The 25,163-nt window shown below is 35.1% G+C and carries 35 protein-coding genes and 1 tRNA gene; 20 read left to right on the forward strand and 16 right to left on the reverse strand.

The genetic code is table 11. The features are described 5' to 3' along the window. Positions 1 to 450 precede the first annotated feature (450 nt). Positions 451 to 762 (forward strand): hypothetical protein, encoded by a 312-nt coding sequence (locus ACMT7R_RS02970; protein ID WP_415309946.1) that lies wholly within the window; start codon positions 451 to 453, stop codon positions 760 to 762. 133 nt (positions 763 to 895) lie between these two features. On the opposite strand, the gene ACMT7R_RS02975 is transcribed toward ACMT7R_RS02970, so the two are convergent. Both ACMT7R_RS02975 and ACMT7R_RS02980 read right to left on the reverse strand, forming a co-directional pair. Beyond that, positions 896 to 1,102: a hypothetical protein gene (locus ACMT7R_RS02975; protein ID WP_415310554.1), complete on the reverse strand. Its 207-nt coding sequence runs from the start codon at positions 1,100 to 1,102 to the stop codon at positions 896 to 898. A gap of 39 nt (positions 1,103 to 1,141) precedes the next feature. After that, positions 1,142 to 1,282: a hypothetical protein gene (locus ACMT7R_RS02980; RefSeq protein ID WP_415309947.1), complete on the reverse strand. Its 141-nt coding sequence runs from the start codon at positions 1,280 to 1,282 to the stop codon at positions 1,142 to 1,144. Positions 1,283 to 1,405: 123 nt separating this feature from the next. On the opposite strand from ACMT7R_RS02980, the gene ACMT7R_RS02985 reads away from it, so the two are divergent. The 3 genes from ACMT7R_RS02985 to guaB all read left to right on the forward strand — a co-directional run bounded on the left by ACMT7R_RS02985 (position 1,406) and on the right by guaB (position 4,536). Further along, the gene (locus tag ACMT7R_RS02985; protein ID WP_415309948.1) at positions 1,406 to 1,738 is read left to right on the forward strand and encodes a hypothetical protein; all 333 of its coding nucleotides are present in this window, start codon (positions 1,406 to 1,408) and stop codon (positions 1,736 to 1,738) included. Between the two features lie 58 nt (positions 1,739 to 1,796). Continuing rightward, positions 1,797 to 2,873 carry a prohibitin family protein gene (locus ACMT7R_RS02990; protein WP_415309949.1) on the forward strand — a complete coding sequence of 359 codons (1,077 nt, stop codon included), beginning with the start codon at positions 1,797 to 1,799 and terminating at the stop codon, positions 2,871 to 2,873. Between the two features lie 226 nt (positions 2,874 to 3,099). Beyond that, a complete protein-coding gene (guaB, locus tag ACMT7R_RS02995; RefSeq protein ID WP_415309950.1) occupies positions 3,100 to 4,536 on the forward strand; it encodes an IMP dehydrogenase in 1,437 nt (478 codons plus the stop codon). Positions 4,537 to 4,690: 154 nt separating this feature from the next. On the opposite strand, the gene ACMT7R_RS03000 is transcribed toward guaB, so the two are convergent. Continuing rightward, positions 4,691 to 5,692, reverse strand: a complete 1,002-nt coding sequence (locus tag ACMT7R_RS03000) for an adenylosuccinate synthetase (RefSeq protein ID WP_415309951.1) — start codon at positions 5,690 to 5,692, stop codon at positions 4,691 to 4,693. Positions 5,693 to 5,786: 94 nt separating this feature from the next. On the opposite strand from ACMT7R_RS03000, the gene ACMT7R_RS03005 reads away from it, so the two are divergent. After that, positions 5,787 to 6,251: a hypothetical protein gene (locus ACMT7R_RS03005; RefSeq protein ID WP_415309952.1), complete on the forward strand. Its 465-nt coding sequence runs from the start codon at positions 5,787 to 5,789 to the stop codon at positions 6,249 to 6,251. A gap of 27 nt (positions 6,252 to 6,278) precedes the next feature. Here ACMT7R_RS03005 and ACMT7R_RS03010 read toward each other — a convergent pair whose 3' ends face one another. Next, positions 6,279 to 6,530 (reverse strand): Fe(2+)-trafficking protein, encoded by a 252-nt coding sequence (locus ACMT7R_RS03010; RefSeq protein ID WP_415309953.1) that lies wholly within the window; start codon positions 6,528 to 6,530, stop codon positions 6,279 to 6,281. 131 nt (positions 6,531 to 6,661) lie between these two features. After that, positions 6,662 to 7,441: a hypothetical protein gene (locus ACMT7R_RS03015; RefSeq protein ID WP_415309954.1), complete on the reverse strand. Its 780-nt coding sequence runs from the start codon at positions 7,439 to 7,441 to the stop codon at positions 6,662 to 6,664. A 148-nt stretch (positions 7,442 to 7,589) separates the two neighbouring features. On the opposite strand from ACMT7R_RS03015, the gene ACMT7R_RS03020 reads away from it, so the two are divergent. From ACMT7R_RS03020 to ACMT7R_RS03030, 3 genes are all read left to right on the forward strand, one after another. After that, positions 7,590 to 7,997 carry a plastocyanin/azurin family copper-binding protein gene (locus ACMT7R_RS03020; RefSeq protein WP_415309955.1) on the forward strand — a complete coding sequence of 136 codons (408 nt, stop codon included), beginning with the start codon at positions 7,590 to 7,592 and terminating at the stop codon, positions 7,995 to 7,997. Positions 7,998 to 8,329: 332 nt separating this feature from the next. Next, the gene (locus ACMT7R_RS03025) at positions 8,330 to 8,737 is read left to right on the forward strand and encodes a plastocyanin/azurin family copper-binding protein (RefSeq protein WP_415309956.1); all 408 of its coding nucleotides are present in this window, start codon (positions 8,330 to 8,332) and stop codon (positions 8,735 to 8,737) included. A gap of 67 nt (positions 8,738 to 8,804) precedes the next feature. Further along, a complete protein-coding gene (locus tag ACMT7R_RS03030; RefSeq protein ID WP_415309957.1) occupies positions 8,805 to 9,419 on the forward strand; it encodes an NERD domain-containing protein in 615 nt (204 codons plus the stop codon). An 8-nt stretch (positions 9,420 to 9,427) separates the two neighbouring features. Here the strand turns inward: ACMT7R_RS03030 and ACMT7R_RS03035 are convergent, their stop codons facing one another. The 5 genes from ACMT7R_RS03035 to ACMT7R_RS03055 form a co-directional block, all read right to left on the reverse strand. After that, positions 9,428 to 9,841, reverse strand: a complete 414-nt coding sequence (locus ACMT7R_RS03035) for a bis(5'-nucleosyl)-tetraphosphatase (protein ID WP_415309958.1) — start codon at positions 9,839 to 9,841, stop codon at positions 9,428 to 9,430. 77 nt (positions 9,842 to 9,918) lie between these two features. Beyond that, positions 9,919 to 10,068: a hypothetical protein gene (locus tag ACMT7R_RS03040; protein WP_415309959.1), complete on the reverse strand. Its 150-nt coding sequence runs from the start codon at positions 10,066 to 10,068 to the stop codon at positions 9,919 to 9,921. 37 nt (positions 10,069 to 10,105) lie between these two features. Then, a complete protein-coding gene (gene uppS / locus ACMT7R_RS03045) occupies positions 10,106 to 10,915 on the reverse strand; it encodes a polyprenyl diphosphate synthase (RefSeq protein ID WP_415309960.1) in 810 nt (269 codons plus the stop codon). A gap of 42 nt (positions 10,916 to 10,957) precedes the next feature. Then, positions 10,958 to 12,145 carry a DUF373 family protein gene (locus ACMT7R_RS03050; protein ID WP_415309961.1) on the reverse strand — a complete coding sequence of 396 codons (1,188 nt, stop codon included), beginning with the start codon at positions 12,143 to 12,145 and terminating at the stop codon, positions 10,958 to 10,960. 97 nt (positions 12,146 to 12,242) lie between these two features. Next, a complete protein-coding gene (locus ACMT7R_RS03055) occupies positions 12,243 to 12,662 on the reverse strand; it encodes a CoA-binding protein (RefSeq protein ID WP_415309962.1) in 420 nt (139 codons plus the stop codon). A gap of 162 nt (positions 12,663 to 12,824) precedes the next feature. Here ACMT7R_RS03055 and ACMT7R_RS03060 point away from each other — a divergent pair, with 162 nt between their 5' ends. After that, complete coding sequence (locus tag ACMT7R_RS03060) at positions 12,825 to 13,556, forward strand: 6-hydroxymethylpterin diphosphokinase MptE-like protein (protein ID WP_415309963.1); 732 nt, start codon at positions 12,825 to 12,827, stop codon at positions 13,554 to 13,556. Between the two features lie 315 nt (positions 13,557 to 13,871). On the opposite strand, the gene guaA is transcribed toward ACMT7R_RS03060, so the two are convergent. Together guaA and ACMT7R_RS03070 are read right to left on the reverse strand one after the other, a co-directional pair. After that, a complete protein-coding gene (guaA, locus tag ACMT7R_RS03065) occupies positions 13,872 to 15,407 on the reverse strand; it encodes a glutamine-hydrolyzing GMP synthase (RefSeq protein ID WP_415309964.1) in 1,536 nt (511 codons plus the stop codon). Further along, the gene (locus ACMT7R_RS03070) at positions 15,407 to 16,090 is read right to left on the reverse strand and encodes a hypothetical protein (RefSeq protein ID WP_415309965.1); all 684 of its coding nucleotides are present in this window, start codon (positions 16,088 to 16,090) and stop codon (positions 15,407 to 15,409) included. Before ACMT7R_RS03070 ends, guaA begins: the two co-directional genes overlap by 1 nt. 290 nt (positions 16,091 to 16,380) lie before the next feature. Here ACMT7R_RS03070 and ACMT7R_RS03075 point away from each other — a divergent pair, with 290 nt between their 5' ends. Both ACMT7R_RS03075 and ACMT7R_RS03080 read left to right on the forward strand, forming a co-directional pair. Then, positions 16,381 to 17,094, forward strand: coding sequence for a hypothetical protein (locus ACMT7R_RS03075; RefSeq protein WP_415309966.1), 714 nt, complete (start codon positions 16,381 to 16,383; stop codon positions 17,092 to 17,094). Between the two features lies 1 nt (position 17,095). Next, positions 17,096 to 17,884 (forward strand): orotidine 5'-phosphate decarboxylase / HUMPS family protein, encoded by a 789-nt coding sequence (locus ACMT7R_RS03080; RefSeq protein ID WP_415309967.1) that lies wholly within the window; start codon positions 17,096 to 17,098, stop codon positions 17,882 to 17,884. Positions 17,885 to 17,908: 24 nt separating this feature from the next. On the opposite strand, the gene ACMT7R_RS03085 is transcribed toward ACMT7R_RS03080, so the two are convergent. After that, positions 17,909 to 18,229 (reverse strand): DUF424 domain-containing protein, encoded by a 321-nt coding sequence (locus tag ACMT7R_RS03085; protein WP_415309968.1) that lies wholly within the window; start codon positions 18,227 to 18,229, stop codon positions 17,909 to 17,911. Between the two features lie 106 nt (positions 18,230 to 18,335). Between ACMT7R_RS03085 and ACMT7R_RS03090 the strand changes: the two genes are divergently transcribed. The 5 genes from ACMT7R_RS03090 to ACMT7R_RS03110 all read left to right on the forward strand — a co-directional run bounded on the left by ACMT7R_RS03090 (position 18,336) and on the right by ACMT7R_RS03110 (position 21,861). Beyond that, positions 18,336 to 18,809, forward strand: a complete 474-nt coding sequence (locus ACMT7R_RS03090) for a hypothetical protein (protein ID WP_415309969.1) — start codon at positions 18,336 to 18,338, stop codon at positions 18,807 to 18,809. A 102-nt stretch (positions 18,810 to 18,911) separates the two neighbouring features. Further along, positions 18,912 to 20,024 (forward strand): succinate--CoA ligase subunit beta, encoded by a 1,113-nt coding sequence (locus ACMT7R_RS03095; protein WP_415309970.1) that lies wholly within the window; start codon positions 18,912 to 18,914, stop codon positions 20,022 to 20,024. A gap of 13 nt (positions 20,025 to 20,037) precedes the next feature. Next, complete coding sequence (gene sucD / locus ACMT7R_RS03100) at positions 20,038 to 20,955, forward strand: succinate--CoA ligase subunit alpha (RefSeq protein ID WP_415309971.1); 918 nt, start codon at positions 20,038 to 20,040, stop codon at positions 20,953 to 20,955. A 127-nt stretch (positions 20,956 to 21,082) separates the two neighbouring features. Then, positions 21,083 to 21,259 (forward strand): hypothetical protein, encoded by a 177-nt coding sequence (locus tag ACMT7R_RS03105; RefSeq protein ID WP_415309972.1) that lies wholly within the window; start codon positions 21,083 to 21,085, stop codon positions 21,257 to 21,259. Then, positions 21,259 to 21,861, forward strand: a complete 603-nt coding sequence (locus tag ACMT7R_RS03110; RefSeq protein WP_415309973.1) for a DUF309 domain-containing protein — start codon at positions 21,259 to 21,261, stop codon at positions 21,859 to 21,861. Before ACMT7R_RS03105 ends, ACMT7R_RS03110 begins: the two co-directional genes overlap by 1 nt. 6 nt (positions 21,862 to 21,867) lie before the next feature. Here the strand turns inward: ACMT7R_RS03110 and ACMT7R_RS03115 are convergent. Further along, a tRNA-Cys gene (locus tag ACMT7R_RS03115) sits at positions 21,868 to 21,961 on the reverse strand. Between the two features lie 97 nt (positions 21,962 to 22,058). After that, complete coding sequence (locus ACMT7R_RS03120; protein ID WP_415309974.1) at positions 22,059 to 22,289, reverse strand: histone family protein; 231 nt, start codon at positions 22,287 to 22,289, stop codon at positions 22,059 to 22,061. A gap of 203 nt (positions 22,290 to 22,492) precedes the next feature. Here ACMT7R_RS03120 and ACMT7R_RS03125 point away from each other — a divergent pair, with 203 nt between their 5' ends. The 4 genes from ACMT7R_RS03125 to ACMT7R_RS03140 are packed head-to-tail and all read left to right on the forward strand — an operon-like array spanning position 22,493 to position 24,466. Further along, positions 22,493 to 23,272: a TatD family hydrolase gene (locus ACMT7R_RS03125; protein WP_415309975.1), complete on the forward strand. Its 780-nt coding sequence runs from the start codon at positions 22,493 to 22,495 to the stop codon at positions 23,270 to 23,272. Positions 23,273 to 23,281: 9 nt separating this feature from the next. Next, the gene (locus tag ACMT7R_RS03130) at positions 23,282 to 23,581 is read left to right on the forward strand and encodes a 30S ribosomal protein S17e (protein WP_415309976.1); all 300 of its coding nucleotides are present in this window, start codon (positions 23,282 to 23,284) and stop codon (positions 23,579 to 23,581) included. A 2-nt stretch (positions 23,582 to 23,583) separates the two neighbouring features. After that, on the forward strand, positions 23,584 to 23,838 hold the full coding sequence (locus tag ACMT7R_RS03135; protein WP_415309977.1) for a MoaD/ThiS family protein: 255 nt from the start codon (positions 23,584 to 23,586) through the stop codon (positions 23,836 to 23,838). A 49-nt stretch (positions 23,839 to 23,887) separates the two neighbouring features. Then, entirely contained in the window at positions 23,888 to 24,466 is a 579-nt protein-coding gene (locus ACMT7R_RS03140) for a KH domain-containing protein (RefSeq protein ID WP_415309978.1), read from the forward strand. A gap of 111 nt (positions 24,467 to 24,577) precedes the next feature. Here the strand turns inward: ACMT7R_RS03140 and ACMT7R_RS03145 are convergent, their stop codons facing one another. Next, complete coding sequence (locus ACMT7R_RS03145) at positions 24,578 to 25,153, reverse strand: UbiX family flavin prenyltransferase (RefSeq protein ID WP_415309979.1); 576 nt, start codon at positions 25,151 to 25,153, stop codon at positions 24,578 to 24,580. Positions 25,154 to 25,163: the final 10 nt, after the last annotated feature.

Here is a 25,163-nt window from a genome sequence, read left to right on the forward strand (position 1 = left end):
ATAATACTTGTCATTGTATATAGTTGATTTTAGTCAAATAATTTGCAAGTTTTATCGTTTAGTCAACGGGCATTGAGAGAAAAATAGCCAAAAACCACTGTATCTTGTCGGGAATAAAATACTTATTTTTTTTAGCAAAGGATATTCTAGTCGAATCATAAACTCAATGGTATGGATTGAAGTCTTTGATACTCCAGTATATACTTACTATCCGCAAACGGTGCCCAACTAACGGTTCAAAATAGAAAGCTACACTAAAGAATTATCAGGCATATGGGGTATTACACCTACCAAATATTTGAGATCTATAGGAGTCTGGAAAATAATTTGGTTCATAATACTTTGTTAATTTTTATGTCTTTTTTTCTAGTAAATCGGTTAGGATTAAATTACCAGCACTATCAGCGGAAATCCAATTATAATTTGGTCATCAAAATAGAGTATTAGCAAATGAGTCATTACCTGATCCTTGCATTATTAACTGGTCTGTCCTTATTGTTACTGATTATGCCAGAGAATGACTCTAGTTATATATTTTCTTACAAGCAACCCTTATCACCTTCACCATCACCATCGTCATCATCATTTGAAAATATTGTTCACAAGTATGAAGCAAATCACTCGAACCTGTACAAGTGTGATTTCTTAAATTTGTGTAATCAAGAAAATAACATCAGCTTAAATGGAATCTCGCACTCATTTAGTAAGGGCATTGTAGATATTTCGTATCTAAAGATTGATATCGATCTGCCTTTTCCTTAGATGTTAACAACTAGTGTCTATTATGATTATAATTTGCTGCGAATATCTGGACTAGTCTTCTTTAGCATGAGTATCAAATGCTCTAACCCTTCTATAGGTTGAGGATGTAAGTGATGTTCAATTCCTTCCGCATCTAGGTGAGCCACTTCGTCTTCGACCCTATCATTTTTAGGTACTCGGCAAATAAACTATGTTTTTCTTGTATGTTATTGGCTATGGTAATTCCATCAGCCGTCAGACGTAGTCCCCTATATTTTTCATAAATCAAGTAATGATTTTCATCTAATTTTTTAACCATTTTTGTGACACTGGGTGAACTGACATTCAGATATTTTGAAATGTCTGCTGTAGTTGCGTATCACTTTTGTTGGATTAACTCTTAAATTACTTCTAAATAATCTTCAATTCTATCAGTTCTAATTTCATCATCTTTTTTTTCGTTATGAGCTATTCGAATATAGTCCAACCGGTTTTCAAAAAGCTGTTTCTTTTCATCCAAACTATATTCATCTAGAAGCAATCAAGGAGAGTTGATAATAGTAATAAATAATTCTTTCTCTAATTATCGCCTATTAGGATTATTGTAAATATTTCACTAGAAAACATATTCACAGTACTGTTAAATATTTGATTTTTGCAATATTTGAACGGTATTAAAAGAAAAAAGGTCAATAAGAAGAGGAGACTTCATGCATTAAATGAATTTACAGATTCGGAAGTAGAGTATTTTATAAATAAGATTAGAGACGTCAAACCATTTCCAAAAATGAGGGATTTAAAATGTCTGTTGAGCCCCACCTTATCGTTGGACAAAATTAATGCAATTCTGAAATACCTGGAGAGATCAAATAGGATAATTGTGGACTTGGATGGGAATATAGTCTGGATAAAAGAAAACAATCTAAAAGAGGATTCAGAACTATCTGAAACAGCGAATTTTTCCAAGGAATTTGTAGAGCGATTTGGGAAATTTTAAAAACTAGGATTTTATTTGTAAATATTTAAATCACGTATATTCGTAAATTAATATAAATATGGTAGATTTTTTTAAATCTAAACGAAATAGAAGAATTACTCCAGATGGAGAACCATTGGAAGATGTTGGTGGTGGTGGTGGATTTGGTTTTTCGAGTCCATTAAAGATCGCAATACCTGCAATAATTGCTGTTATTATAATTTTTGTTATCTTGACCTCGAGCCTTAAGATTGTGGAGGCGGGTAACCGTGGCGTATTGCTCAAATTTGGAGCAGTCGATACTTCGGTATCATTAAGTGAGGGGCTGCATTTTGTACTGCCCTTTAGGGACTCCATCGTACCTATGGAAGTTCGAACTCAAAAGATAGTTGAAAGCACTACCTCCGCATCAAAAGACCTTCAAAATGTAGCGACGGAGGTGGCGTTGAACTATCGAGTTGATCCCGAAACCGTTCCAATTTTGTACAAAGAAATTGGCCTTGATTATTCTAATAGGGTAATAGTTCCGACTATCCAAGAGTCAGTAAAACAAGTTACTGCTAGGTATAATGCTGAAGAACTAATTACCAAAAGAGATCAGGTAAAAGCTGAAATACAAGAACAAATTGAGGCTAGACTAACACCTTATAATATTTTGACTGATACTATATCAATCACTGACTTTCAATTCTCTGATCAGTTTGTTCAGGCAGTAGAGGCTAAAGTTCAAGCAGAGCAAAGAGCACTTCAAGCACAAAATGAACTTCGTAGAATTCAGATTGAGGCTCAACAAACAGAAGCACGGGCATTGGGTGAGCAAAAGGCTAACATCGCTTCGGCTGAAGGTCAAAGACAAGCAAACATTCTCAGGGCCCAGGGTGAATCTGAAGCAGTAAAGATAATTGACGCACAGTTAAGAAATAGCACTGAATATCTGAACTGGCTTCAATCTCAAAGATGGGACGGTAAACTTCCTCTTGTAACAGGTAGTGGTGGTGGTGGAAGTGGCAACAATTTGGGCGCAATCCCATTTATAGAGATTCCATTAGGTGATTCGGAGTCTAGATCTACTGCAAGCTCTGCTCAACAAACAAATAGCTCTGCAAACTCATCAGGTCAGACATCTCCACCTTTATCAACAGCTCCCACCCCCTAGGTATAATAACGCATTACAAATTCACACCTTTTTTTTGAAAACTTTAGGATGGCTCAAGATGCCATAAATAATCTATTTTTTCATTTTTTTGTTTTCGCTGGATTTTTGGTCACTTGATAGGAAGATAATTTCAATGCATTTTACAAATTCTTACCTGGATATTTCAAACTAATTAACGAAATGAAAACGCTTATAATCCTAGAGCATGATATGGATAAAGGTAATATTGTACTTCAAAGAAGGCCTCACCTTTGATGACGTTCTCTTGGTTCCTAAAAAATCCCCTATCGTATCACGAGCTCAAACTAAATTAAAAACTCGATTATCATTTAATGTTAGTCTCAATATCCCTATCATTAGTGCCAATATGGATTCAGTGACTGAATCTAGAATGGCTATCGCTCTTGCTAGAGAAGGAGGAATAGGAATAATTCATAGATTTATGGCAATCCATGAACAAGTAGAACAAGTTCTTAAAGTAAAAAGGAGTGAATCTGTAGTTATCGAACAACCCTACACAATTCAACCAGATAGTAACATACGTCAAGCCAACGCTTTAATGATAGAAAATGGCATTTCCGGATTGCTTGTAAAGGACAGAGAAAACAAGCTGTGTGGTATTCTCACACGAAGGGATACAATTTTTGAACGTAACCTAGATACATTGGTTTCGGATCTGATGACTAGAGACGTAGTTTATGCAAAAGTTGGTACAACCATAGATCAAGCAAAAGAGATTCTTCATAAAAATAAAATCGAAAAGTTGCCAGTCATAAATGAAAATGGAGAAATCCATGGATTAATAACCGGAAAGGATATTTTGAAAATGGAGGAATTCCCTAATGCTTCAAAAGATAAAAAAGGTAGATTATTGGTAGGAGCAGCAGTTGGCGTCAAAGGTGACTACCTTGAGCGTACAGAAGAGTTGCTTAATAATGGTGCAGATGTTATAGTCGTTGATATCGCTCATGGCCATAGTGACAATGCAATTAACACAGTTAAATTGATCAAAAAGGCATTTCCAGCATGTGAATTAATAGCTGGAAATGTTGCCACTGGAAAGGGCGTTGAAGACCTTATTAAAGCAGGAGTTGATGCAGTGAAGGTGGGCGTTGGCTCTGGCTCTATATGCATAACACGAATAGTGACTGGATCTGGAGTTCCCCAACTTACTGCTATAATCGATAGTGTTAAGATGGCCAAAAAGTATGATATTCCGGTTATTTCTGACGGGGGAACTCGAACATCGGGTGATATGACAAAGGCCCTTGCCGCTGGTGCTTCTACCGTTATGGTTGGTAGTCTCTTCGGAGGTACCGATGAGAGCCCGGGCAAGACATTAGTAAAGAATGGGAAAAAGTACAAGATGTATAGGGGAATGGCTTCTTTTTACGCCTCTCTTGGAAGAAGATATCGTGAAAACCCTGAATCCAATTCTGACGAAGATGATCTAAATGACTATGTTGCAGAGGGAGTTGAGGCTATGGTACCCTACAAAGGAAGCGTCATTGAGATAATTAGACAGCTGGTAGGTGGAGTTCGATCGGGATTAAGTTATTGTGGTGCAAATACCATACCTGAGATGCAAGAAAATGCAGAATTCATAAAGATTACCTTAGCTGGTTACAAGGAGAGTCACCCGCACGACGTCGATGTAATATGATAATTAAGATATGATCAAGGGGTTGTAAACATTCTTCTCTCGTATGTTTTAGATTTGGTGTGTATAACCTAGTAATCCATGTCAACATATTGCAATAGGATGTATATACATCGAGTTTGCTCAAAAACTATTAAATTATTATCGGTTTATGTTACTATCTTCTATCTATAGTGTCCATTATTTCAGCTCCGGTACCTATAATAGTTACAGGCAACCCTGTCTCGGATTCAATGTTTGATACAAAATCTTTAGCTTCTTGTGACAAACTAGAAAAATCCTTTATCCCTTTTGCTTGGGGGTATACTACGTCGAGTTTTGTTAAGGCTATTTGAGTGGCACTGTTGATTTGAATAGCTTTTTTTGCAAGATCATAATCAAATGGTGCAGATCTTCTCTGTCTACCCGTAACGCTGCCAAATTCTAGCCAATTTTTATCACGAGCTTGTTCAGAAGTAATTTCACAGTTAAGTGGCCCCTCGCCCACTCTAGTGACATATGATTTGAAGACAATGATGACGTCATCTACTTTTTTTGGACCCACTCCAACATCCGAGCAAATTGCGGAGGCCGTAACATCTTTAGAAGTTACAAACGGGTAAGTTCCGTGAAAAAGTGATAAAAAGGTTCCCTGCGTTCCTTCGATCAAGACCTTTTCATTATTATCAATCGAATGATTGATAGAATTACTAACATCCTCTAAATACAAAGCGATTTCAGGGATATCTTTTGCTAGTTTGATATTTCTTAATGCTCGATCGGCATTAGCAGGACCTGTCCCACTCCCCGTAGTACCTATAACTTTCTTTAGATGCTCGTTGTTCTTGTCATTATCTTGATGAATTTTCTCAATTATTCCACATTGAAAGTCTACGAAAGTTCGATCAGTTGTATTAAAGGTTTGAATCTCTTTTAGCAAAATAGTGGGCTCGACTAAAACTCCTGAGCCAATTAATAATCGAGTATTGCTATTAAGAACAGCACTAGGAAGCATTCTAACTTTATACTCTTTTCCGTTCTGAATGAATGTATGTCCGGCATTCGGACCTACTCCTCCCCTAGCAGCGATGTCAATATTATCTTTTATAGAAAGATAAGCTACAATCTTACCTTTTCCTTCATCACCATAAAACCCGCCAACGGTTACTACACAAGGCATATCTTAGTTAATGAACCGACCTTGATTATTTAATCTTAATAGTTCGCACGTTTGCTAAGAAAGAATGAAATATTGATGCAATTACCACATTGTCGTGGCTAAAGAAGATCAGGCTTCAACTTTTGTGGAGAATATATTGAATATTTTGTCCAATTTACCTACCGGCCTACGCAATCCAATTGTCAAAAATAGATTAAAGGAGTTTCTGTCTTTTGAAAATGATGAAAGAAAAGTCATAATTCAAGATATATTTGCGAATTATAGGAAAATCAATAATGAGTCACTAATGAACTTGATCGAGTCATGGCTAAATTCATTATCTGAAATGAGGACCGACCAAATCAACTCCATATTCTATCAATACCTTATTGAAATTTCATTGAATCCCTCTCTACTAGACGATTTCAAGTCAGACTTTGTAGAGTCTATATCTAAAATATTGATTTCATTTCCAGAACAGAAACGGAAAAAACTATTCTACTGCTTTTTTGAGATGACACTAAATATGCCCAATCCACGATTCTTAATAAAGGTAATTCCTTCAGATTTACTCATATGAAAAGGAAACAAGAAAAGAACATAATTGTTATTGCTTCTTTTCCTCCGGATTCTTTTCTATTTCACCTATAGTTTTTTCAAAAAATCCTTTTTCATATTTTCTGAGTGCTTTCCTATGCTCGGGCAGAGACATATCAAGTCTCATTTCATTCATCACCATTACCGCATAGGTAGTCCATTCCTTCCAACAATCTGGACAAGAGGGGTATTTTTGAGATGCTGGATCTTCTATATTATTTTCATCAAATTCTTTATTGCATCTGAGACATGTTTTTGACATCGCTAGATTAATTTGACGCACAAGATACTTATTATATTTTGTTTTTATCGATAACTCGGGATTTTTTGACCGATTTGATATCTAACAGACTTTATCTCCTTGAACAATTTTAGTCTAACGTCTAAAATCGATCAACTAAGGTTTAAAATCTCTTCTCGGGCGATACTGAGCTCACTTGAAACCTCTGACACTAGATTTTGGAACATTGAATCTTTTGATAAGATTCTCTTCATGGTAGTCTCAATCTGTTGTAGTGCTATTATTGCTTTTTCGCTATCTCCTTTAAGAGAAGCGGATATCAAATTAGATTCTTTAAATAGAATTGCCACTTTAAATCCCAAAATTAACGCACACAAATTCAAATGGTTCTCTAATTCTCGCTCGACTTCCAAAGTTAATTGGCCAGAAGAATTACGCTGATACCCGAGTAAGTAGCTTGAAACATCAGACAGATAGTCCGTTATTAATACAAAAAATTTTGCCGAAGACGACGCTATTGTCTTGAGTTCAAAATACTTGTAAAGCAAGTCTTTCAATACTAGTGAATCATGATATTTCACGAGTAGACTTGGAGAATAAATGAATTTATTGTTGAAAATATGTATCAAGCCAATGCTGGTCAGCTTGTAAGTATTATTTAAAGGACTTAGCCTTTCATTCGCAATAGTATTTTCGGCTGTTGGAAAAGGAGAATTTCCTGATTCAATCAATCCCTTTTCTAACAAACTTGTAAAATCGTACGATTGGTTAGGATCTTTTCTCTGATGCTTCCTTTTTTCAAAAATACTAAAGAATCTTTTTTTTAATTTTTCGTACTTTAGATGAGGATTCTCTTGTTCGTTGTTAATTAAACTATATATTAATTTTTTTTCATCTTCTGTGATTGGGATACTTGTCGTTGTCCACACCAAAGAGATCAGGTCATTCACTTCAATTCTTTGTAACTACTGCTTGGCCATTGAATAAAAATATTTAACATATTTACACAAATCTATTAATATATTAGAGCAAAATCTTATGATATTTATTACCGTGAAAATTAATGTTTATTTGATAAGCATGGTAAGTAAAACAATTTATCTTACAGCGAGTCTACTTGCAATTCTTAGTGTGATAGCAATTGGAGCAAGCACAGACAATATTGCTTTTGCTCAAGGAGACAAAGTACAAGCATCTATAGTACCTGGGGCTTCTACCCTTACTGATACTGCAGTAAGTCCAAACCCAATCGAGGTAAAAGTTGGTCAGACTGTGGTATGGACAAATGATGATACTGCATTTCATACAGTCACATCCGGATTAATTGGCGCTGCTGATGCTGGAAAACTGTTTGACTCTGGCTTAGCTGGTCCGACAGCCCTTACAAGCAAAGGAAAAACATTCGAACACACTTTTGATACAGCAGGCGAAATAGATTATCACTGTACATTGCATCCTGCAATGACCGGCAAAGTAATCGTAACTTAAATTCCTTTTTTTTTAATTCTGTTAAATCGACCTTAATTCTTTGAATATTTGACATACTATCCAGTTCTGTTGTGATTGTTCCTTTCCAACTACAAGTGTTTTTCAGAAATACATGAAGGCAACGCAAAAAGCGTTTACCTTATATTTGAACAATTAGTCATTTTTCTTTTGGTACATACGTACTTATCACGCATAAAGTTATTACTAAACTTTTAACTTTGAGCCCTTTGGCAAAATTTTCAGTTATGCAATTCAAATACAAATACATTTTAAAAGGTTAAACCTTTGAAAATGATATTTATTACTGATTATTCAATCCAATGCTAGAGAATATGGTTAAAGAAATAGTTTATTTTGCTGCCATCTCCATATCAATCCTTAGTTTTGTCTTAATTGGAACATGCACATACAACAGTGTTTTTGCCCAAGGAGATAAAGTACAAGCATCTATAGTTTATGGCGCTTCTTCACTTACTGATACAGCCTATTCACCTAACCCTATTGAAGCTAGCATTAACCAAACTGTGGTATGGACAAATGATGATTTTACTTTTCATACCGTAACTTCTGGTAGTGCTGGGGCAGTGGATGCTGGTAAAGCATTTGATTCTGGCTTGGCCAGCCCAACCGCGTTAAGTAGTCAAGGAAAAACATTCGAACACACTTTTGATACTCCAGGAGAATATCCATACTTTTGTATCTTGCATCCTGCCATGGTCGGAACAGTCATAGTAACTTAACGACCATTTTTTGTAACATTTGATAAACAATCCAAATTACTTGGTTAAACTGCTAAGTAGAATAAGTTTGTCGTCAGGAGGAATTACAATTGAAGAGAGTACGTCCCCCCAAACACTTGCATTTTTCTTATCCAAGGGAATAACTGTCAAAGAGAATCTTATTGAAAACACTTCTTCCAACAAGATTTCTCTCGGTCTTGCTGCAGTACAATGCGGTGCAGATGTGTTGGAGGTTTGCAAGCTATTAAACTGGAGGGATTTTGAAATATTTTCATCCAAAATCTTAAAGTTCCATGATTATGGTGTATACGTTAACTATAGGATAAAGAACCCTACTAGACAAATTGACATACTAGGAGTACGGTCAAAGACCGCCATGATCGTTGATTGCAAACATTGGAAGTATACATCCTTTTCTGCTTTACAGGGTATAGTTAAGAAGCAAAAGGAACGCAGTATTTTACTTTGTGATAAAAAACTACCTTCGGGGATAAAAAGGATGTATCCAATAATAGTAACGTTTCTTCCATGTGAGTTTCAATACATTGATGATGTTCCGATAGTTCCAATACAAAATTTTAATTCATTCTTGTTAGACTTTGATGACTACAATCTAGGTTTTTTTTATGCACAACCTGACAGCAGCAGCAGCAGGAACAGCCACCACCACAGTTTATCGTAACTTTTTATCTACAAAAGTACTTGATTAGCACTTCGTAATACCTTTTTGCTATTTTCGAATGAAAGTTTTACCAAAGCCTGGTCAAAGGTATACCATCCAAAATTATTATGTTCAAATGACAAAACGACTTGTTTTGATTTTGTTTCTGCCAAATAATAAATTACAGCCTTATTTACCAACTTCGACTTTTTTCTATACTTGTATGAAATTTGTTGTCGAAATCCTTGAATAATTTGAATATCCGTAATTCCTGTTTCTTCAGCTATTTCTCTAAAAACCGTATCAAGTTCGGTTTCTCCTTCTTCAATATTTCCTTTTGGAAAATCCCAATGACCATAACTATAATTGAGTATCAAGTACTTTATCTCTGGCCCTTCGTCATTTAAGTATAAAACAGCTCCTGCAGAAATTTCATCATACATTGCCTTGAATAAATTTAACAATTATAAAAATATGTTCTTGGGTATCCAGTTGACCATTTTGCAGAACTCAACAGAGGTCAATACTGCTCATCTGTGACTTGACCATTTTTTTCTAGTCCTTCTAAATTAGGAGTATACTTGTGAATTTCTTGCCATTCTTCGATACTCATCCAGTATCCGCAGTAAATTTGGTTAGTTTGTTTATCATAATCACCATGTTGTGGCATAATCTCATAATATTGAAATAAAGTAATATACTTAAATTTACTTTCCGTATCTTCTAGCTCTTTTTTGAAATGTTCTAATCGCTCGCATTAAGTCAATTTTTCTGAATTCAGGCCAAAATATATCTACAAAAACTAGTTCGCTGTAAGCGCTCTGCCACAACAAAAATCCGCTCAATCGTTTTTCACCAGACGTCCTAAGTATCAAGTCTGGTTCCGCCTGGGGCAGGTGTGCCGTATATAAATTTGCTTCAATTATTTTTTCATCAATTTCTTCGACCTTGATGTTGCCTTCCTTAACGGAATTGGCTATTTTTCGAATCGCATCAATCAGCTCTCGTTGCCCACCGTAGGCAATTGCAATATTCAAATACATATTGTTGTACTTTTCCGTCCTGTCCTCCAATTTCTTTAGTATTTTTTGCAAGTTTTCTGGAATTTTATCGAATTCGCCTATTGATTTTACGCGGATTTGTTTTTTATGAATGCGATCGTCATTATATAATCCTACTAATTTCTCCTCGAGTAATGAGTATATGTTTTCTAACTCATGGGGATCGCGACTAAGGTTTTCATTAGATAGGACGTAAACTGTTGTAATTTTTATACCTAAATCATATATCCAGTTTAACATATCTTCTGCAATATCTGCGCCCATTTGATGACCCATGACTTTGTCCATGTCCTTTATCTTTGACCATCTCCTGTTTCCATCCAAAATAATGCCGATGTGCTGTGGAAAGGGAAATTGATTGATTTCTTTAATCAAGTGCTTTTCATATATCCTGTAAATAAGATTTTGCCTAGATACCGTATACAATAATTTTAGTAGGTTATCTGTTATAGGCATTAGGAAGGATATCTTATAGCCTTTTCAATGTTCTAATATACCTTACTGGTCATCATGCTTTAATGCTTCCCCGCCTTTCCTGCTTCTAAAGTATTGGAATAAAAAGGTAGCTGCTATCAGTGTTATAGCCAAACCTATTAGTAATGATGATATAAGATTAAAGGGATTTCCTCGCTCTGTTATCAAGGAGGTTAACTGCAACATGGGAATATAAAAAAGCCCCAAAACTACCAGCCTTAGAATATCGTATATTATCTTTATGCTTCCTCTAAACCAATTGCTCAGCAATAACCCTGCAAAAATTGTAGCTATTCCTATCCAAAGAAGAGTAATAGTTCCATTAGCAAAACTACTCAATACAATCTTGTTTGTTATCAAAGATGTTAATTGACGCTCTGAATCAATAATTTCTTGTGGAACATGCGAAATTCCATTTAGAATCGACGCAATAATGATCATCGTTCCTGCAAAATAAGAGAACACTCTTATGAATGCAGAAGGACTCGGCTTGGAAAGAGTAGAAATCGATTTGTCGATATCGAAGGCTCGTAATATGAATGCCGCCCCAAGAATACTGATACCTAGGGCAAATGCTTCCCTTGAGAATCCGAATATTATTGATAATCCACTGGTGACTAGCAAAGCACCTGGAAGGCCTAAAAAGAATTTTGAATATCTCGGATCGTAAAAAAGGATTTTTATATACCGTGCTAGTATCGCATAGGAATATTCCACACTGCGACTCTGTCTTACTATGATTCTTTGAATGGATATAATAGGCACCCTTCCTTGTATCAATGGGATTGCGGTCTCATCATCTTCTCCATCTGATATTACTACCGCACCATCGGCAACGTAAGTTTCTAAAACAGTATCAATTTCCTTCGTAATTTTCACATCTCCTTCAATCCCTCTATTGTGTTTACCCGCAACTAAGGCTATTTCCACGTCATAGCCTTTTATCTTAAATTCTTCATATGATTTTACTGCTCCAAATATGGCATTACAATCTGAATCTTCAGGATCCTCTATTGCCAGCCTTGTTCCAGCATTTATACACGCTTCTTTACCTATAATTGGGGTCTCAAGTCCGCCCTTGATGCCAATATCATCATCACGATCTATGCATATTATAATGACCTTGGAGAAATCTTGAAATCGTCCTAAATTGTTATAATTCTTAGTCTTTCTAAAATCTACCTTGTTATCCAGTTGGCCCCATTTAGGCATTAATATTTCAATGAATAAAAAGTTCTACTATTTTATTAAGTTAATTAAATTTTGATGTCTTGCAAGGGCGCAGGATATATTTATTAATTATTACTTTTTATAAGAATAGTCTTTGATGTTCCATCAGCATACATCTATTATAGATTACCTCTATGCCTTTTTTTTGGGCGATTTCTAATGCTTCTTGGTTGTGAATTCCCAATTGCATCCAAAGGACTTTAACACCGTCCTTCTTTACTACGTCCTGAGCAATTGGAACAATTTCTTCTGATTTTCTAAAAATGTCTACTATATCTACTACAACTGGAATCACTGATACTTTAGGATATGTTTTTCTTCCCAATACACTATCATAAATTGGATTGACGGGAATTACGTTATAACCTTTTTCAATTAAATATTTTGGAACGTAGTTCGCTGGTTTACCTTCAGTCGGAGACATGCCAACTACAGCTATATTCTTGAATTGGTAAATTTCCTTTAGTCTACTGTCTGTTATGTTGTCTCTATCATCCATATACAGCGGTTAAATTAACATGTCTCGTAGTTAACGGTTTCTAACTAAATTATTAAATTCATAAAATGGGCAAAGACAAAAATAAAACAAATTCCTGATTTTTATGGTGGCCATTTGAGATTTAATAGTTGGTATCGTCACTATCAGGCGATTTTAAAGTATTTGAATTTACGAGCTGAAATGGATTTTTTAAGCGCGCTTTATTTATCTCATTATTTAGATGACAGTCGTAAGAACATGAGCCATTGTGACAGAATTTATCAAAGCAAGACTATGGTCGTTGGAGCTGGACCCAGCATCGAAGATCAAAATATCCAGGATTATATTCTTAAATTCTATGATAATTCTAAATCAAAATCAGACAAATCAACTAAAGCCAATTTTGTGATAATGGCTGCAGATGGAGCAACTGAACTTCTTTTGAAATTGGGGATTATACCTGATTTTGTCATAACCGATTTAGATGGTCATCATGAATCCCTTGTTACTGCTAACATGAAAGGTTCGATTATGTTTATCCATGCTCATGGTGATAATATTGAAAAAATCAATTCATTCATATCAAATTTTAGAAATATTATAGGGACAACTCAAAGTTTTCCATTATCCCACATTTTCAATTTCGGTGGTTTTACGGACGGCGATAGAGCCGTTTTTCTTGCTGATCATTTTTTCGCACGGGAAATAGTACTTGTTGGGATGGATTTTGATTCTCGGATAGGATCTTTTTCTAAAAGAAGTGTGTCCAATTATGACCTCAAAAGGAAAAAATTGTATGTTGCAAAAAATCTAATCGAAATGCTATCAAAGAAGACTTTTGCTGAAATGACACAAGTATCTAATTCAAACTATCCTTCACCTATTTATGGGGTAGGTAACAATATAGTATTGTGAAAACCAGGAATATTCTTGGATTTATAGGGATTGCACTAGCTCTGGTAGGAGGGTACTTATGGATGATTAATTACATATCTATTGCATTAATTCTTTGGGGTGTGACCTTCCTCATAATACTTCGTCTTAAGAAGATGAATAATAATAAGGTCAATAGAAGAAATAAATTAAAAGATAGGCACTAAGCCTACATTTGCATATCTGAAATTTCTCAGTTAAATCAATTATCTCAAGTTATAGGCTTGATTTCTATGCATTCCATTGAACAATGACCAATAATAGTTGATGATGCGATCGTAATTTACCAAAAATTTTCTACTGGGGTTCTATTGTTGACGGAGGTTTGCTAGAAATTGCATATGTAACCCATGCAACATTATCTATCTCATTTGTTATTCTTGAGCTCATTTTTTCCATGGTCTCATGTGGCAGTCGCACCCAGTCAGCAGTCATGGCATCTACAGATTCCATTATTCTGATAGTCACAATTCGACCTTCTAATCTCTCATCACCAAGTATTCCAACTGCACGGTCATCTCCTACGATAGCAAATGCCTGCCAAACCTTGCTATATAATTTATCTTCAATCAAAACATCTTCAACTATCTTACTGGCCTTTCTAACTATGTCTATTTTTTCTGGTGTAACTTCTCCAATGATCCTGACAGCCAAACCTGGCCCGGGAAATGGATGCCTGGTCAATACTTCTTCGGGAATTCCAAGTATCCTGGATACATTTCGTACTTCATCCTTATATAAAAACCTCAGGGGTTCAAGAACCTTGAGATTTAGCCATTCAGGTAGACCGCCGACGTTATGATGGGTCTTTATTACAGTCGCAGGTCCTCCTGAAACTCCACTTTCAATGACATCTGGATATAAGGTTCCTTGTGCTAGCCAGTGAAATGGACCTTCTTTTTCAGCAAACTCTGTAAATACTCTTGCAAATTCTTCACCAATCCTTTTTCGTTTTATTTCGGGATCAGATATCTTGTCCAACTTCTTTAGGAATCTTTCCCTAGCATCGATAACCGTAAGTGGTATTCTTAATTTTTGAGTAAACATTTCCTGAACTGTTTCTTTTTCATTCTCTCTCAATAGCCCATTATCGACAAAAATGCAGGTTAAATTATTTTTTATAGCCTTGTTGATGAGAACTGCACATGCGGTGGAATCGATTCCGCCACTAACAGCACAAAGAACTTTTTCGTTTTTTGTCTTTTCTTGTATTTCTTTAACAATGCTTTCAACAAAGTTAGTCATGTTCCATTCTGGATTTGCTTTGCTGATTACTTTAGCAAAATTATTCAATACGGTATTGCCATTCTCTGTATGAGCAACCTCTGGATGGAATTGTAATCCATAGACTTTCTTCTCGTTATTTCCTATAGCGGCGGAAAAGGAACTGGTAGTCTTTGCTAAGATCTTAAAGCCTTCAGGAATTACTTCAGCGGCGTCACTATGACTCATCCAACATTTTAGGGTATTAGACTGAATATTACTAAATAGATTTGTTTTATCTGAAATTTCAAGTAGCGCGTTTCCATATTCTCTTTTATCAACTCTTTTTATTTTTCCATTAAAATGATCTATAATTATCTGATGACCGTAACATATTCCTAAAATAGGGATCCCAGCTTCAAAAATCTTGTTATCTGGTTTTGGAGAATTCTTCGAGTACACGCTGGCAGGTCCCCCTGAAAAAATTATTCCTTTTGGATTCAACTCTGTGATCTTGTCGAGAGGAACATTATAAGGTACCAATTCACAGTAAACATTTGATTCTCTTATCCTTCTGCAAATCAAGTGACTGTATTGTGATCCAAAATCCAGTACTACGATTTTATCCATTACTTTTCACTCTTTTCTAGCATTCTTGTAATTACCCAGGCTGCTGTATTAAAAATCTCATTTACGCGTTCTTTATCCCTATAATTGTTTATTATTACTTTCTTTATGTTTTCACTATTGACTTCATCTGTAATTATTTCAAAATTTATCATTTCTGATTCTGATAAATATCCCTGCTTGATTTTCTCTTGGTCCTTATTTCTCATTCCTTGCAATATTCTGTTTAAGAAGAAAGATCGGAATGGTGGTGTTTCAATACTAATGCTGATCATTTCCTCGGGAATGATTTCTACGCTGTCAGGGAAAATATGTACTTGAGCTACCAAAGTATTGTCTTTTGACCGCTTGATTGGTTTTACTTCGATGGCGGTTGGATCATCTACAACATTTCGCCTCCCTTCAGTGGGACGCTTGACCGCAGTATTTTTGTAAGATTTAATGGCTGAACCAACTTCCATCTTTTTGGTTTGTAGTGGATTGCTTTTAGCAGCAGCAGGCGTAGTAGTAGTGGTAGTAGTTAAATTTGCAGCTGTCTTGAAACTGCCGTTTTTTAATACCGCATCAATGAGTGAAAGTGTAATCTTTATTTTTTCTATTTCATCTTGCTTTTCCAAAATTTGCTTGGTAAGCCATTCTCTAATCTCTGCTGCATTCTTAATATCATCATCAGAGTAACCTAACACAATATTGTTTGATTTTTTTCGATATTAAATGTTATTTGATAGGAAATATCATTTTTTTAAATGTAGTTTGGATGATTTGATGGTCTAATTTGATTATCTTTTGATATTATAGAATAAATAATTTTGTTTTATGAATTTCAGCATTCACATAGTATGACTCGAAAGTGCGATAATTTTACTGCTTATTGAAAATTATTGAAATTTTAGACGCAGTATCTGATGTTAATATTATCCTTATTGTATTAAAATTATATATGGAATGTTAACCTTGTTCTTAAGTTAGGCTAAAATTGTTAAAATCTCCAATTTGTATTAAATTAAAAACTCTAAATGACTTTGCTAGATTGGTATGTTCGTTAGAAAGAGTCCCTTCTCCTGTTTATGAATACCAATATCAAAGAAAAAATATTTTGGCAGTTCCATTGGATTCTTTTAGCGGGAGATCCATTATTTATTATGTTGACAATTTTCCATCTAATGATAAACAGCAATATCTCCTATACAAGATCAGCAATAACATTGAGGACGCGTCATTGGTAGAAACTGTTCGAGACACTTCTGCAATATACTCTCCTATAATCAAAATAAGCTCCCCCCCACAGGTCTTTCTTAAACCTTCCAAGATAGGTGCAACTATAAGGTATACTGGAGTAGGATTAGCTGATCTGCTTAGTTTATCCAAGTTAATAGCCTTTCGTACTATATATGAGGAAAACACTATTCCGTTGTTCCTTTTTCCCAAAAACTCTGCCAACCCACCTTTAGCGGAGGAGAAGCGGAATATTCCTACATACATTCTTGGAACTCAATTGAATATGCTCGATTCCGCTGAATCGAACTATTTTTATTATGTGACACTCGATCAAACTGTAGATAAATGTTTTCTTAAATTCAGTATACAAAAATCTCATCACCCCTCCTTTTCAAATCATACTGATGAGCATGGGTTTGTATATTTGAAGGTGATACAATTGGACAGTCCACATCCCTTAGTTAAAATTTAAAATGAATTTTTCTTTATCATTCAAAGAAAGAATTGATTCCATATCCGAGGAGAAGAGAACGAGTATTATTTTGGCAATAGATCCATCGTACGGAACAATGAATGTACTTGACTATGTCATCCAGAAAATAAAAGATCTTAGCTACTATTCTTGTGCGATCAAGTTGAATTTTCACGTCATTCTGCCACTGTCAATCTCTGACCTTAGAAAAATAACAAGGACTGCCCATGATTACAAATTACAAGTGATAGCAGATTTAAAGTTAAATGATATTCTTGAAACAAACAAAGTTGTTATAGAGCACCTTGCTTCAATGGGATTTGATTGTGCTATCGTTAATCCTTTTGTTGGCAGAAACAGCCTAATTTCTATCACTGAATTTACACACTCTCTTAATCTTGGCATTATCGCATTAGTTTACATGAGTCACCCAGATGCAGTCGAGGGTTATGGAGCACTGATTCAATCTCCCCTAGGTGTCAAGAGTAAGAATGGAAAAAACATTCTAACTCCGTTTTACAGGTCGTTTTACGATAATTGTGTGGAAGCCAATGTCGATGGTATTGTAATTGGAGGCAATAGATTAGATATAATCAAAGAATTTTCTAAAATGGGAACATTGCAACTTCCAATATATTCTCCTGGACTCATTACTCAAGGTGGAAATGTTGAACGGGCGTTAGAATCTGGAACTAGATACTTTATTATAGGAAGGGCCATCATCGAGTCAGACTCTCCAGTAATGACAATTAAAACTATACAAAATTCAATACTAGATAGAACGTCATAAATTTTTTTTGCGCAACTCACTCGGCTAGTAATTACCTACAAAACTAAAAACCATTAAGAATGGAATATTCTCTATTACCTTTACGCTGTTTCCTTTTGCTAGCCTGAGTCTTAATGCAAGGTTTACTATTTTTTCACCAACTAGATTGAGAACTGACGATGATTTCAGCAAGATAATGGCTTCTTCTTCATCGATTTCATGTTCGAGAAAATAATCTTTTGAAATATCAATTACAAAATCCCCTCGATCTATTTCTTTCCCCACCAAATCTATATCACATATATTAATCATTGTTGTTTCTTGATATTTTATTTTCCTTAATGCAAATAATTTATCTTGATTCATGTTTTCACCTAAACTCTGTATCCACTTTAACTAATTAGCAGCTAAATTCTATATTAAGAGTTAGCGAAACATAAAGTAATATTATTGCTCAATTATAGACAAAGCTATGACTTTTGGCAATAAAAAGAGTGGTAATGGTGATGATATCAGTAAAAAGAACCGTAGAATAACTAATAAAGGTTTAATATTAACATGCGTTCTAGTTGCTGGGATCCTAGGAGCGAGCTTTGTTGTTTGGTTAATACCTTCTGATAATATTCCAAATCAAGTAACGAGCAATATGACTGTCACATTCAGAGACCCTAATGCCACATTAATATCTGTAAAAAGTCAATTTGTAGTTCTACAGAACGAATTACAAGATCAAATTAATAACAAAACAGGACCAGATCAAGTTAAAAATGAAACCGAATTTAATTCCTTAATTGATGCATCAATCGATCAGAATAACGAACTTATGATGTCCCTTTTGAATGGAAATCCGGATCAATCCCTAATGCCTGATTATTTAAATTTAATGAGCGAGATGAAGAATTATACGTTGTATCTTTCTGACTTAAAGAATGCAACATCAAATTAAAATATTTTGGTTATTGAACCATCGGATTTGTAATTGCATATAGTTACCATTGATTAATGAAAAAGGATTGTTTATAAAGAGTATTTTTAGAATCATTAAAAGATGCGACTTCTTGAATATCAAGGTAAAGAGCTATTCAATCAGTTCGGAATTAAGACGCCTCAATCAATTTTAGTTCAGGACATGGAGGAGGCGAAATCTGCCGCTGAGAAGTTAGGTTTTCCGTTCGTTTTAAAATCTCAACTGACTGTAGGTGGACGTGGCAAAGCTGGAGCGATTCAAAAATGCAAAGATTCTGTTGAATTGGAATCGAAATTTGAAGAATTACTTCATAAGGAAGTCAAAGGGGAATTACCGCGCGGCATATTATTGGAAAAAATGGTTGAAATTGTGAAAGAAATTTATTTGTCCATATTTTTGAATAGGAGTAAAAGATGCTTCTCCATCATTGCTTCATCCGAAGGTGGAGTTGATATTGAGCAAACGGAGAATAAGATCATTAAAGAAATAACAATTAATGGCATCTCTAATGAATTAGCTTCTGAAATTGCAAATGGATTAGATATACCAAAAGAATCACGAGAAAGTTTTATAACGTTATTATTCAACTTATTTAAAGTTATTATCGAAAAGGAAGCTGAACTGGCTGAAATAAACCCTCTTGCTATAGTTTCAGATGGTTCGCTTTTGGCATTAGATGCAAAGGTAATCATAGATGACAATTCCCTTTTTCGACACAAAGATTTAGTAAAATATTTGCATTTGAGTGAATTGGAAAAACAGGCTTCAGACAACGGATTTTCATTTGTTGAGCTTGAAGGTAATATAGCAATTATCGGTAATGGGGCTGGGCTTGTGATGTCTACACTTGATATGGTTACCGATGCCAAGGGAACAGCAGGGTCATTCTTGGATTTTGGCGGTCGTGCTACAAGTGAGACCATTTATGAAGCAATTAAAGTTATTAGCCGAATCCCAAAAATAAAAGCAATCTTGGTTAATTTATTTGGAGGAATAGTTAGGACCGACCTGGTAGCTATGGGAATATTGGATGCTTATAAGAATAATATATTAAATGTACCCGTTTTTGCGCGCATTTCGGGTGCTCAGTCAGAAAAAGCAAAAGAATTACTTCAAGGAAGTGAAGCTCGGTTGTTCGATACGGTAGAGGAAGCAATAAATGCTGTTGTTCTTAAGGTCAATAATAATAACTAAAAGGTTGTGTTAATTGGCTACGAAATTTGATATATTTAGTATATTAACTGGTAATAGTAATGATGCGGATTATGAAAAAAAACCGGTAATAATCCAAGGAATAACAGGTAGTTTTGGTTCAACTCATACAAGACTCATGCGAGAATATGGAACCAACATTGCAGCAGGTGTTACACCCGGTAAAGGTGGTTCTAAATTTGAAGGAGTTCCGGTTTTTAATTCAATGAAAGAAGCTGTAGAGGCGACGGGGTCAACTATATCTGGAATATTTGTGCCAGCTCCATACTTTTATAGTGCTGCAAAGGAAGCATTGGACAGCGGAATCAAACTTCTCGTAGCTATACCTGAGCATGTTCCAATTATTGATTCTATCAAAATTTACGAATATGCTGAAAGGAATGGTGCCAGAATGATTGGTCCGAACACTCCAGGAGTAATAATCCCCAATACCATGAAAGTTGGAATTATGCCAGCACAACCATTTACAAAAGGTGGTACTGTGGTTTTTTCAAGAAGTGGTACATTAATGTATGAAGTTTCTTATCATCTCTCCAATTCTGGCTTTGGACAGCGTTTAGGATTGGGAATTGGAGGGGATCCCATAAATGGAACTAACCTTATTGATTCTTTTGATCTAATTAGAGAGAGAGAAGATGTCGACTCCGTAGTGGTCGTAGGGGAAATAGGTGGTGATGCAGAGGAAATGTTGGCCGAATATATATTCAAGACAAATTTTTCAAAACCTGTGGTTGCCTATATAGCAGGAAGATCTGCTCCCAAGGAAAAACGAATGGGACATGCGGGAGCTATAGTATATGGAAATTACGGCTCAGCAGATTCAAAGATAAGTAGTTATTCCAAGGCAAATGTTCCCGTTGCAAAAAGTCCAAGGGAAGTCCCATTGTTGCTAAGAACCTTGCTAAAGAAATAGTATTATAGATCCAAATTGGGTTAATTCCCATTTTATTCTTATATAAGGGAAATTAAACAAATAACCTTGGAAAAAAGGTTCTGTACCAATTGTATGTTAAAGACTCTCCACCAATCGGTTGAAGAAAATGACATTATCTACACCTATAAAAGACCCCGAATGTACAAGTGTCAAAATTGTGGTTATTTATCTAAAAAAAGAGGGTTACGACCTTCTTCGGAATCAGTCTTCTAACCGTGTAAAACTTGTTCAAGTATCAGGATATGGAAAGGAGATCTGTACAATGAAGGTGGAAATTCCTTGATGAGAAAGAGATATCTTGTCTATCTTAGTAATAAGACGAAATGTAAACCTGAAAATTCTAAAGACATTCTACAAGAATTGCGACAAATAACGGAACCCTACTCTAATACTGAAGAGATAAGAGATATTCGTATATCAAGATACTTTTTAGAATTGGATATAGGTTCATACCAAAATACCATTTTCCTTAGTAACCACGAGATTTTTCTTGTTTCTATAAGAAGGATAGGTGAAATCTTATTTATAGAGGAGCTCACCGAAGAGAGCAAAAACTGGTCAACCGAAGAAACAATATCGTCGGCAATATTTTTGTTTAACATGGAAAGATTTTGGAGGTCTCATGAAGTTTTGGAAAAGATTTGGAAGGAAGCTTCTGGTTGCACAAAGAGATTACTCAATGGCATTATTTTGGTTGATGCTGCTTATGTTCATTTGCAAAAGGGCGAATTAGATATTTATTTTTCTATATTAAGACGCTCTATGGAGAAATTTAGGGAGACTCCAAAAGTTCTCTTCAACATTGATATGAGACTACTTGTAGGATCGATTGAAAATATTTTATCAGAAAAAAAAGCTATATACTTTAAGATTTTTTTATTATGACACCAAAGGTGGGGAAGGGATTCGAACCCTTATATATTCGCTATCTACTATGTTTTTTTTTAATCTGCAGGCGAACGCATGGCCGCTCTGCCACCCCACCAGCAGTTTTGATTTATCAAGGGTTGAAAACTTATATTTCTTTGTAACCATCTGAAATCTAGTTTTGACCAGTCTTTATCTAGACATGTTTTGAAGGATTAGTATTTTAGTATACTTTTAGAAGCAAGAGTTATGTCCTCTGGTTTTATAGTTTTTCGATGAGCGTGTCTTGCTAGTTCTACCGCTTGCTTGGCAACATTTTCTCCAACAAGTTCAAGAACTTTTCTTAACTCCTCTGCTGCGCTATCACTAACTCTCTCGGCCCCAAATTTCTTTATAATTCTGTGAACTGAGGCTAAAGCTATTTCGGAATTTGAATCAATAATCAACCTTGAACGATTTTGTTTCTATCCAATTCTATTAAATAACAATGTAAAATTGATTAAATTATTCACTTTAATGTTTTTATTAAATTCCAACTTATTCGTATTAGCGAGTTGTAAAAATTTTTCTTGAAAGAACGAGTTGAATATTCAGTAATAAAATCTAATAACCCAAGTATTAAGTAATTGTTCTACAATTATGTTGATAATTGAGTTATATTGATTCTCATATTCATCTGTCATCAAGAGAATATCATCAACATTACGAATCAATTTTCGGCTTGATACAAGCTACTAAAATAAAGTGTTTTTGCATGTCCGAAGATTATGACTCTTCTTATAACACATTACTTTTAAAACAACATTATTTAAAAGGTACTAATCTTTTACATGCCTTCGTAGGAATCCACCCTCAGTTTGCAAATGATTTAATAGATATTGATTCTTTTCAAAATTTTTTCTATTCAAACATAGGGCATATAGATGGTATCGGTGAAATCGGGCTCGACCCGACATATGTGAATCCAGAGACAAAGAATTCTATGGAGAGCCAGAAATTTATTTTCGAGACAATGCTATTATTAGCTGAACGGAATCAAATACCCATTTCTATACATTCAAGGAGATCAGTAGGTGATATTCTAAACATGTTGCCTTCATATAGAATTAAAAATGCTGTTTTCCATTGGTATGAAGGGAGTAAAAAACAGCTCAAAAAAATTATCAACTTGGATTTATGCGTCTCTTTTGGTCCTTATATTTTGTATAACAAAGAGAAACAAAATATGCTCCGTGAAGCAAATATCGATTTGGTGTTATTGGAAACTGACGGGCCAGTTAAATACAAGGGTTGTCTTGAAAACGTGCTGACTTCTCCGTCATTGATTATTAGCGTCCAGTATTTAGTTTCTACCATCATAGAAAAATCATTTGATGAAACTACCAACCTGCTATTGCAAAATGCATCGCGATTTATTCATGGTCAATAGAATTTTAGAATGATCGGTTATAGTATTACCAGGAAAAGAGATAAAATACCCTTGTTTTTTTCATACTGTGTGGACAGAGTCAAGAAGATGGCTAACGAATTGCTAGAACGTTATCCTGATAAATTTACAAGTGATTTTAATGAAAATAAAGAGACAATTAAGAATTTCGCCGTAGTTAGGTCAAAAGAACTAAGAAACAAAATAGCTGGATTCATAACATCAAACGTAAACAGAAATTTAGCCCAACAAAATGCTTCTCTTTCTTATTCGGATGAGCCTTCCGAACAGAAAGAAGAAGTTTCTGAATAATATTGATAACTGTAGATCTTCGAGGGGGAATTAGAAAATCCGTAGGCTATCCGCAATTACTCGTGGAAGAAGATGGATTAACTATAGACGATATGATTGATTACATAGAAAATAGATATGAATTAAGTGGAGAAATCAAGAAGAATGAGATTATGGTGGCCATTAACGGTGTAGATTCCTCCATCTTAGGTGGGGGCCGAGCTAAAATTACGTCTGGTGATATCGTAACTATATTAACTGTAGTTCATGGTGGCTAGCAAAATATCCTTATGAAATTTATTATAGATTGACATTATAATTTATGCAGTGACTTTTGATGGCGTCTTTAAAACGGTTAGGGTATCAAAGGACCGTATTGGATCTATAGTTGGAAAAAACGGTAAAGTTAAAACTGAAATCGAATCAAAATGTAAAGTTTACTTGGACATTGATGGCGAGACGGGTGACGTATCAATCAGATTGAAAGATAAGGATTCTCTACTCCAAAGCGGTATTTTTAAAGCATCAGAAATCATACTTGCTATCTCAAAGGGATTTGCCCCGCAAAGAGCGTTTCGACTCATGTCAGACGAATGCATACTTCAGCTAGTAGACCTTCGAGAATACTCGGGAAAATCTTTAAATTCATTAGACCGGATAAAATCAAGACTCATTGGACAAAATGGGAAGTTCCGTAAGAATCTGGAAGATTTTTCAGGATGTGATATTTCAATTTATGGCCATTTTGCAGGTTTTATTGGTACATTTGACGAGAACTCATTAGCACTAAACGCAATCCTTATGATATGTAAGGGTAGTTCTCACAAATCTGTTTATCACATGTTAGAGGAGCATAAACGTAAGAAAAAATTAGAACGGTTAGAACTATGGGAAAAGAGTAGCTAGAAATTCATTTGCTTTAGGTTCATAGCTTGAATTTAATCAGAATGCTCTAACATCATGCCAATTTATCGAACCCATGAATATGTCGACAGAACCGTAACAAATTATTTCTGTTTAGTGGTGTTCTGTACCCCATCTCGTAAAAGCGCTATTCTTTATTTCAAACTGATCAAGAGTTTTACCAATTATATGTGCTATTAAATCTTCAATTGTGCTTGGCCTGTGATAGAAACCTGGCATTGCAGGCAAAATTATAACCCCAATTTCAGATAATTTTAGCATATTTGAAATATGGATTTTAGATAGAGGAGTTTCTCTAGGAACAATAACAAGCCGCCGGTTCTCTTTAATGGTTACAGAGGCAGCTCTTGAGATGAGATTATCATCGTATCCGTTTGCTATGCTAGACATTGTTTTCATACTACAAGGGATAATGGCCATTCCGTTAGTCCTAAATGAACCACTTGAAATAGCGGCGGCCATATCGGCCTCGTCATAGTTGTAGTTTGCAGTTTTTAAGATTTCTCCAATATTTTCATCTGTTTCAATCTCAATGTTTTTTTTTGCCCATTTGCTTAAGACCAGATGGGTTTCTACCTTCAACTTAGATAAAGCTTGTAAAAATCTAATACCATAAATTACTCCCGAACTTCCACTAATCCCTACGACAATTTTTAGACTCTCACCCATCTTTATAATA

It is taken from the genome of Candidatus Nitrosocosmicus sp. FF01, from assembly GCF_047711275.1.
Lineage (GTDB): Archaea > Thermoproteota > Nitrososphaeria > Nitrososphaerales > Nitrososphaeraceae > Nitrosocosmicus.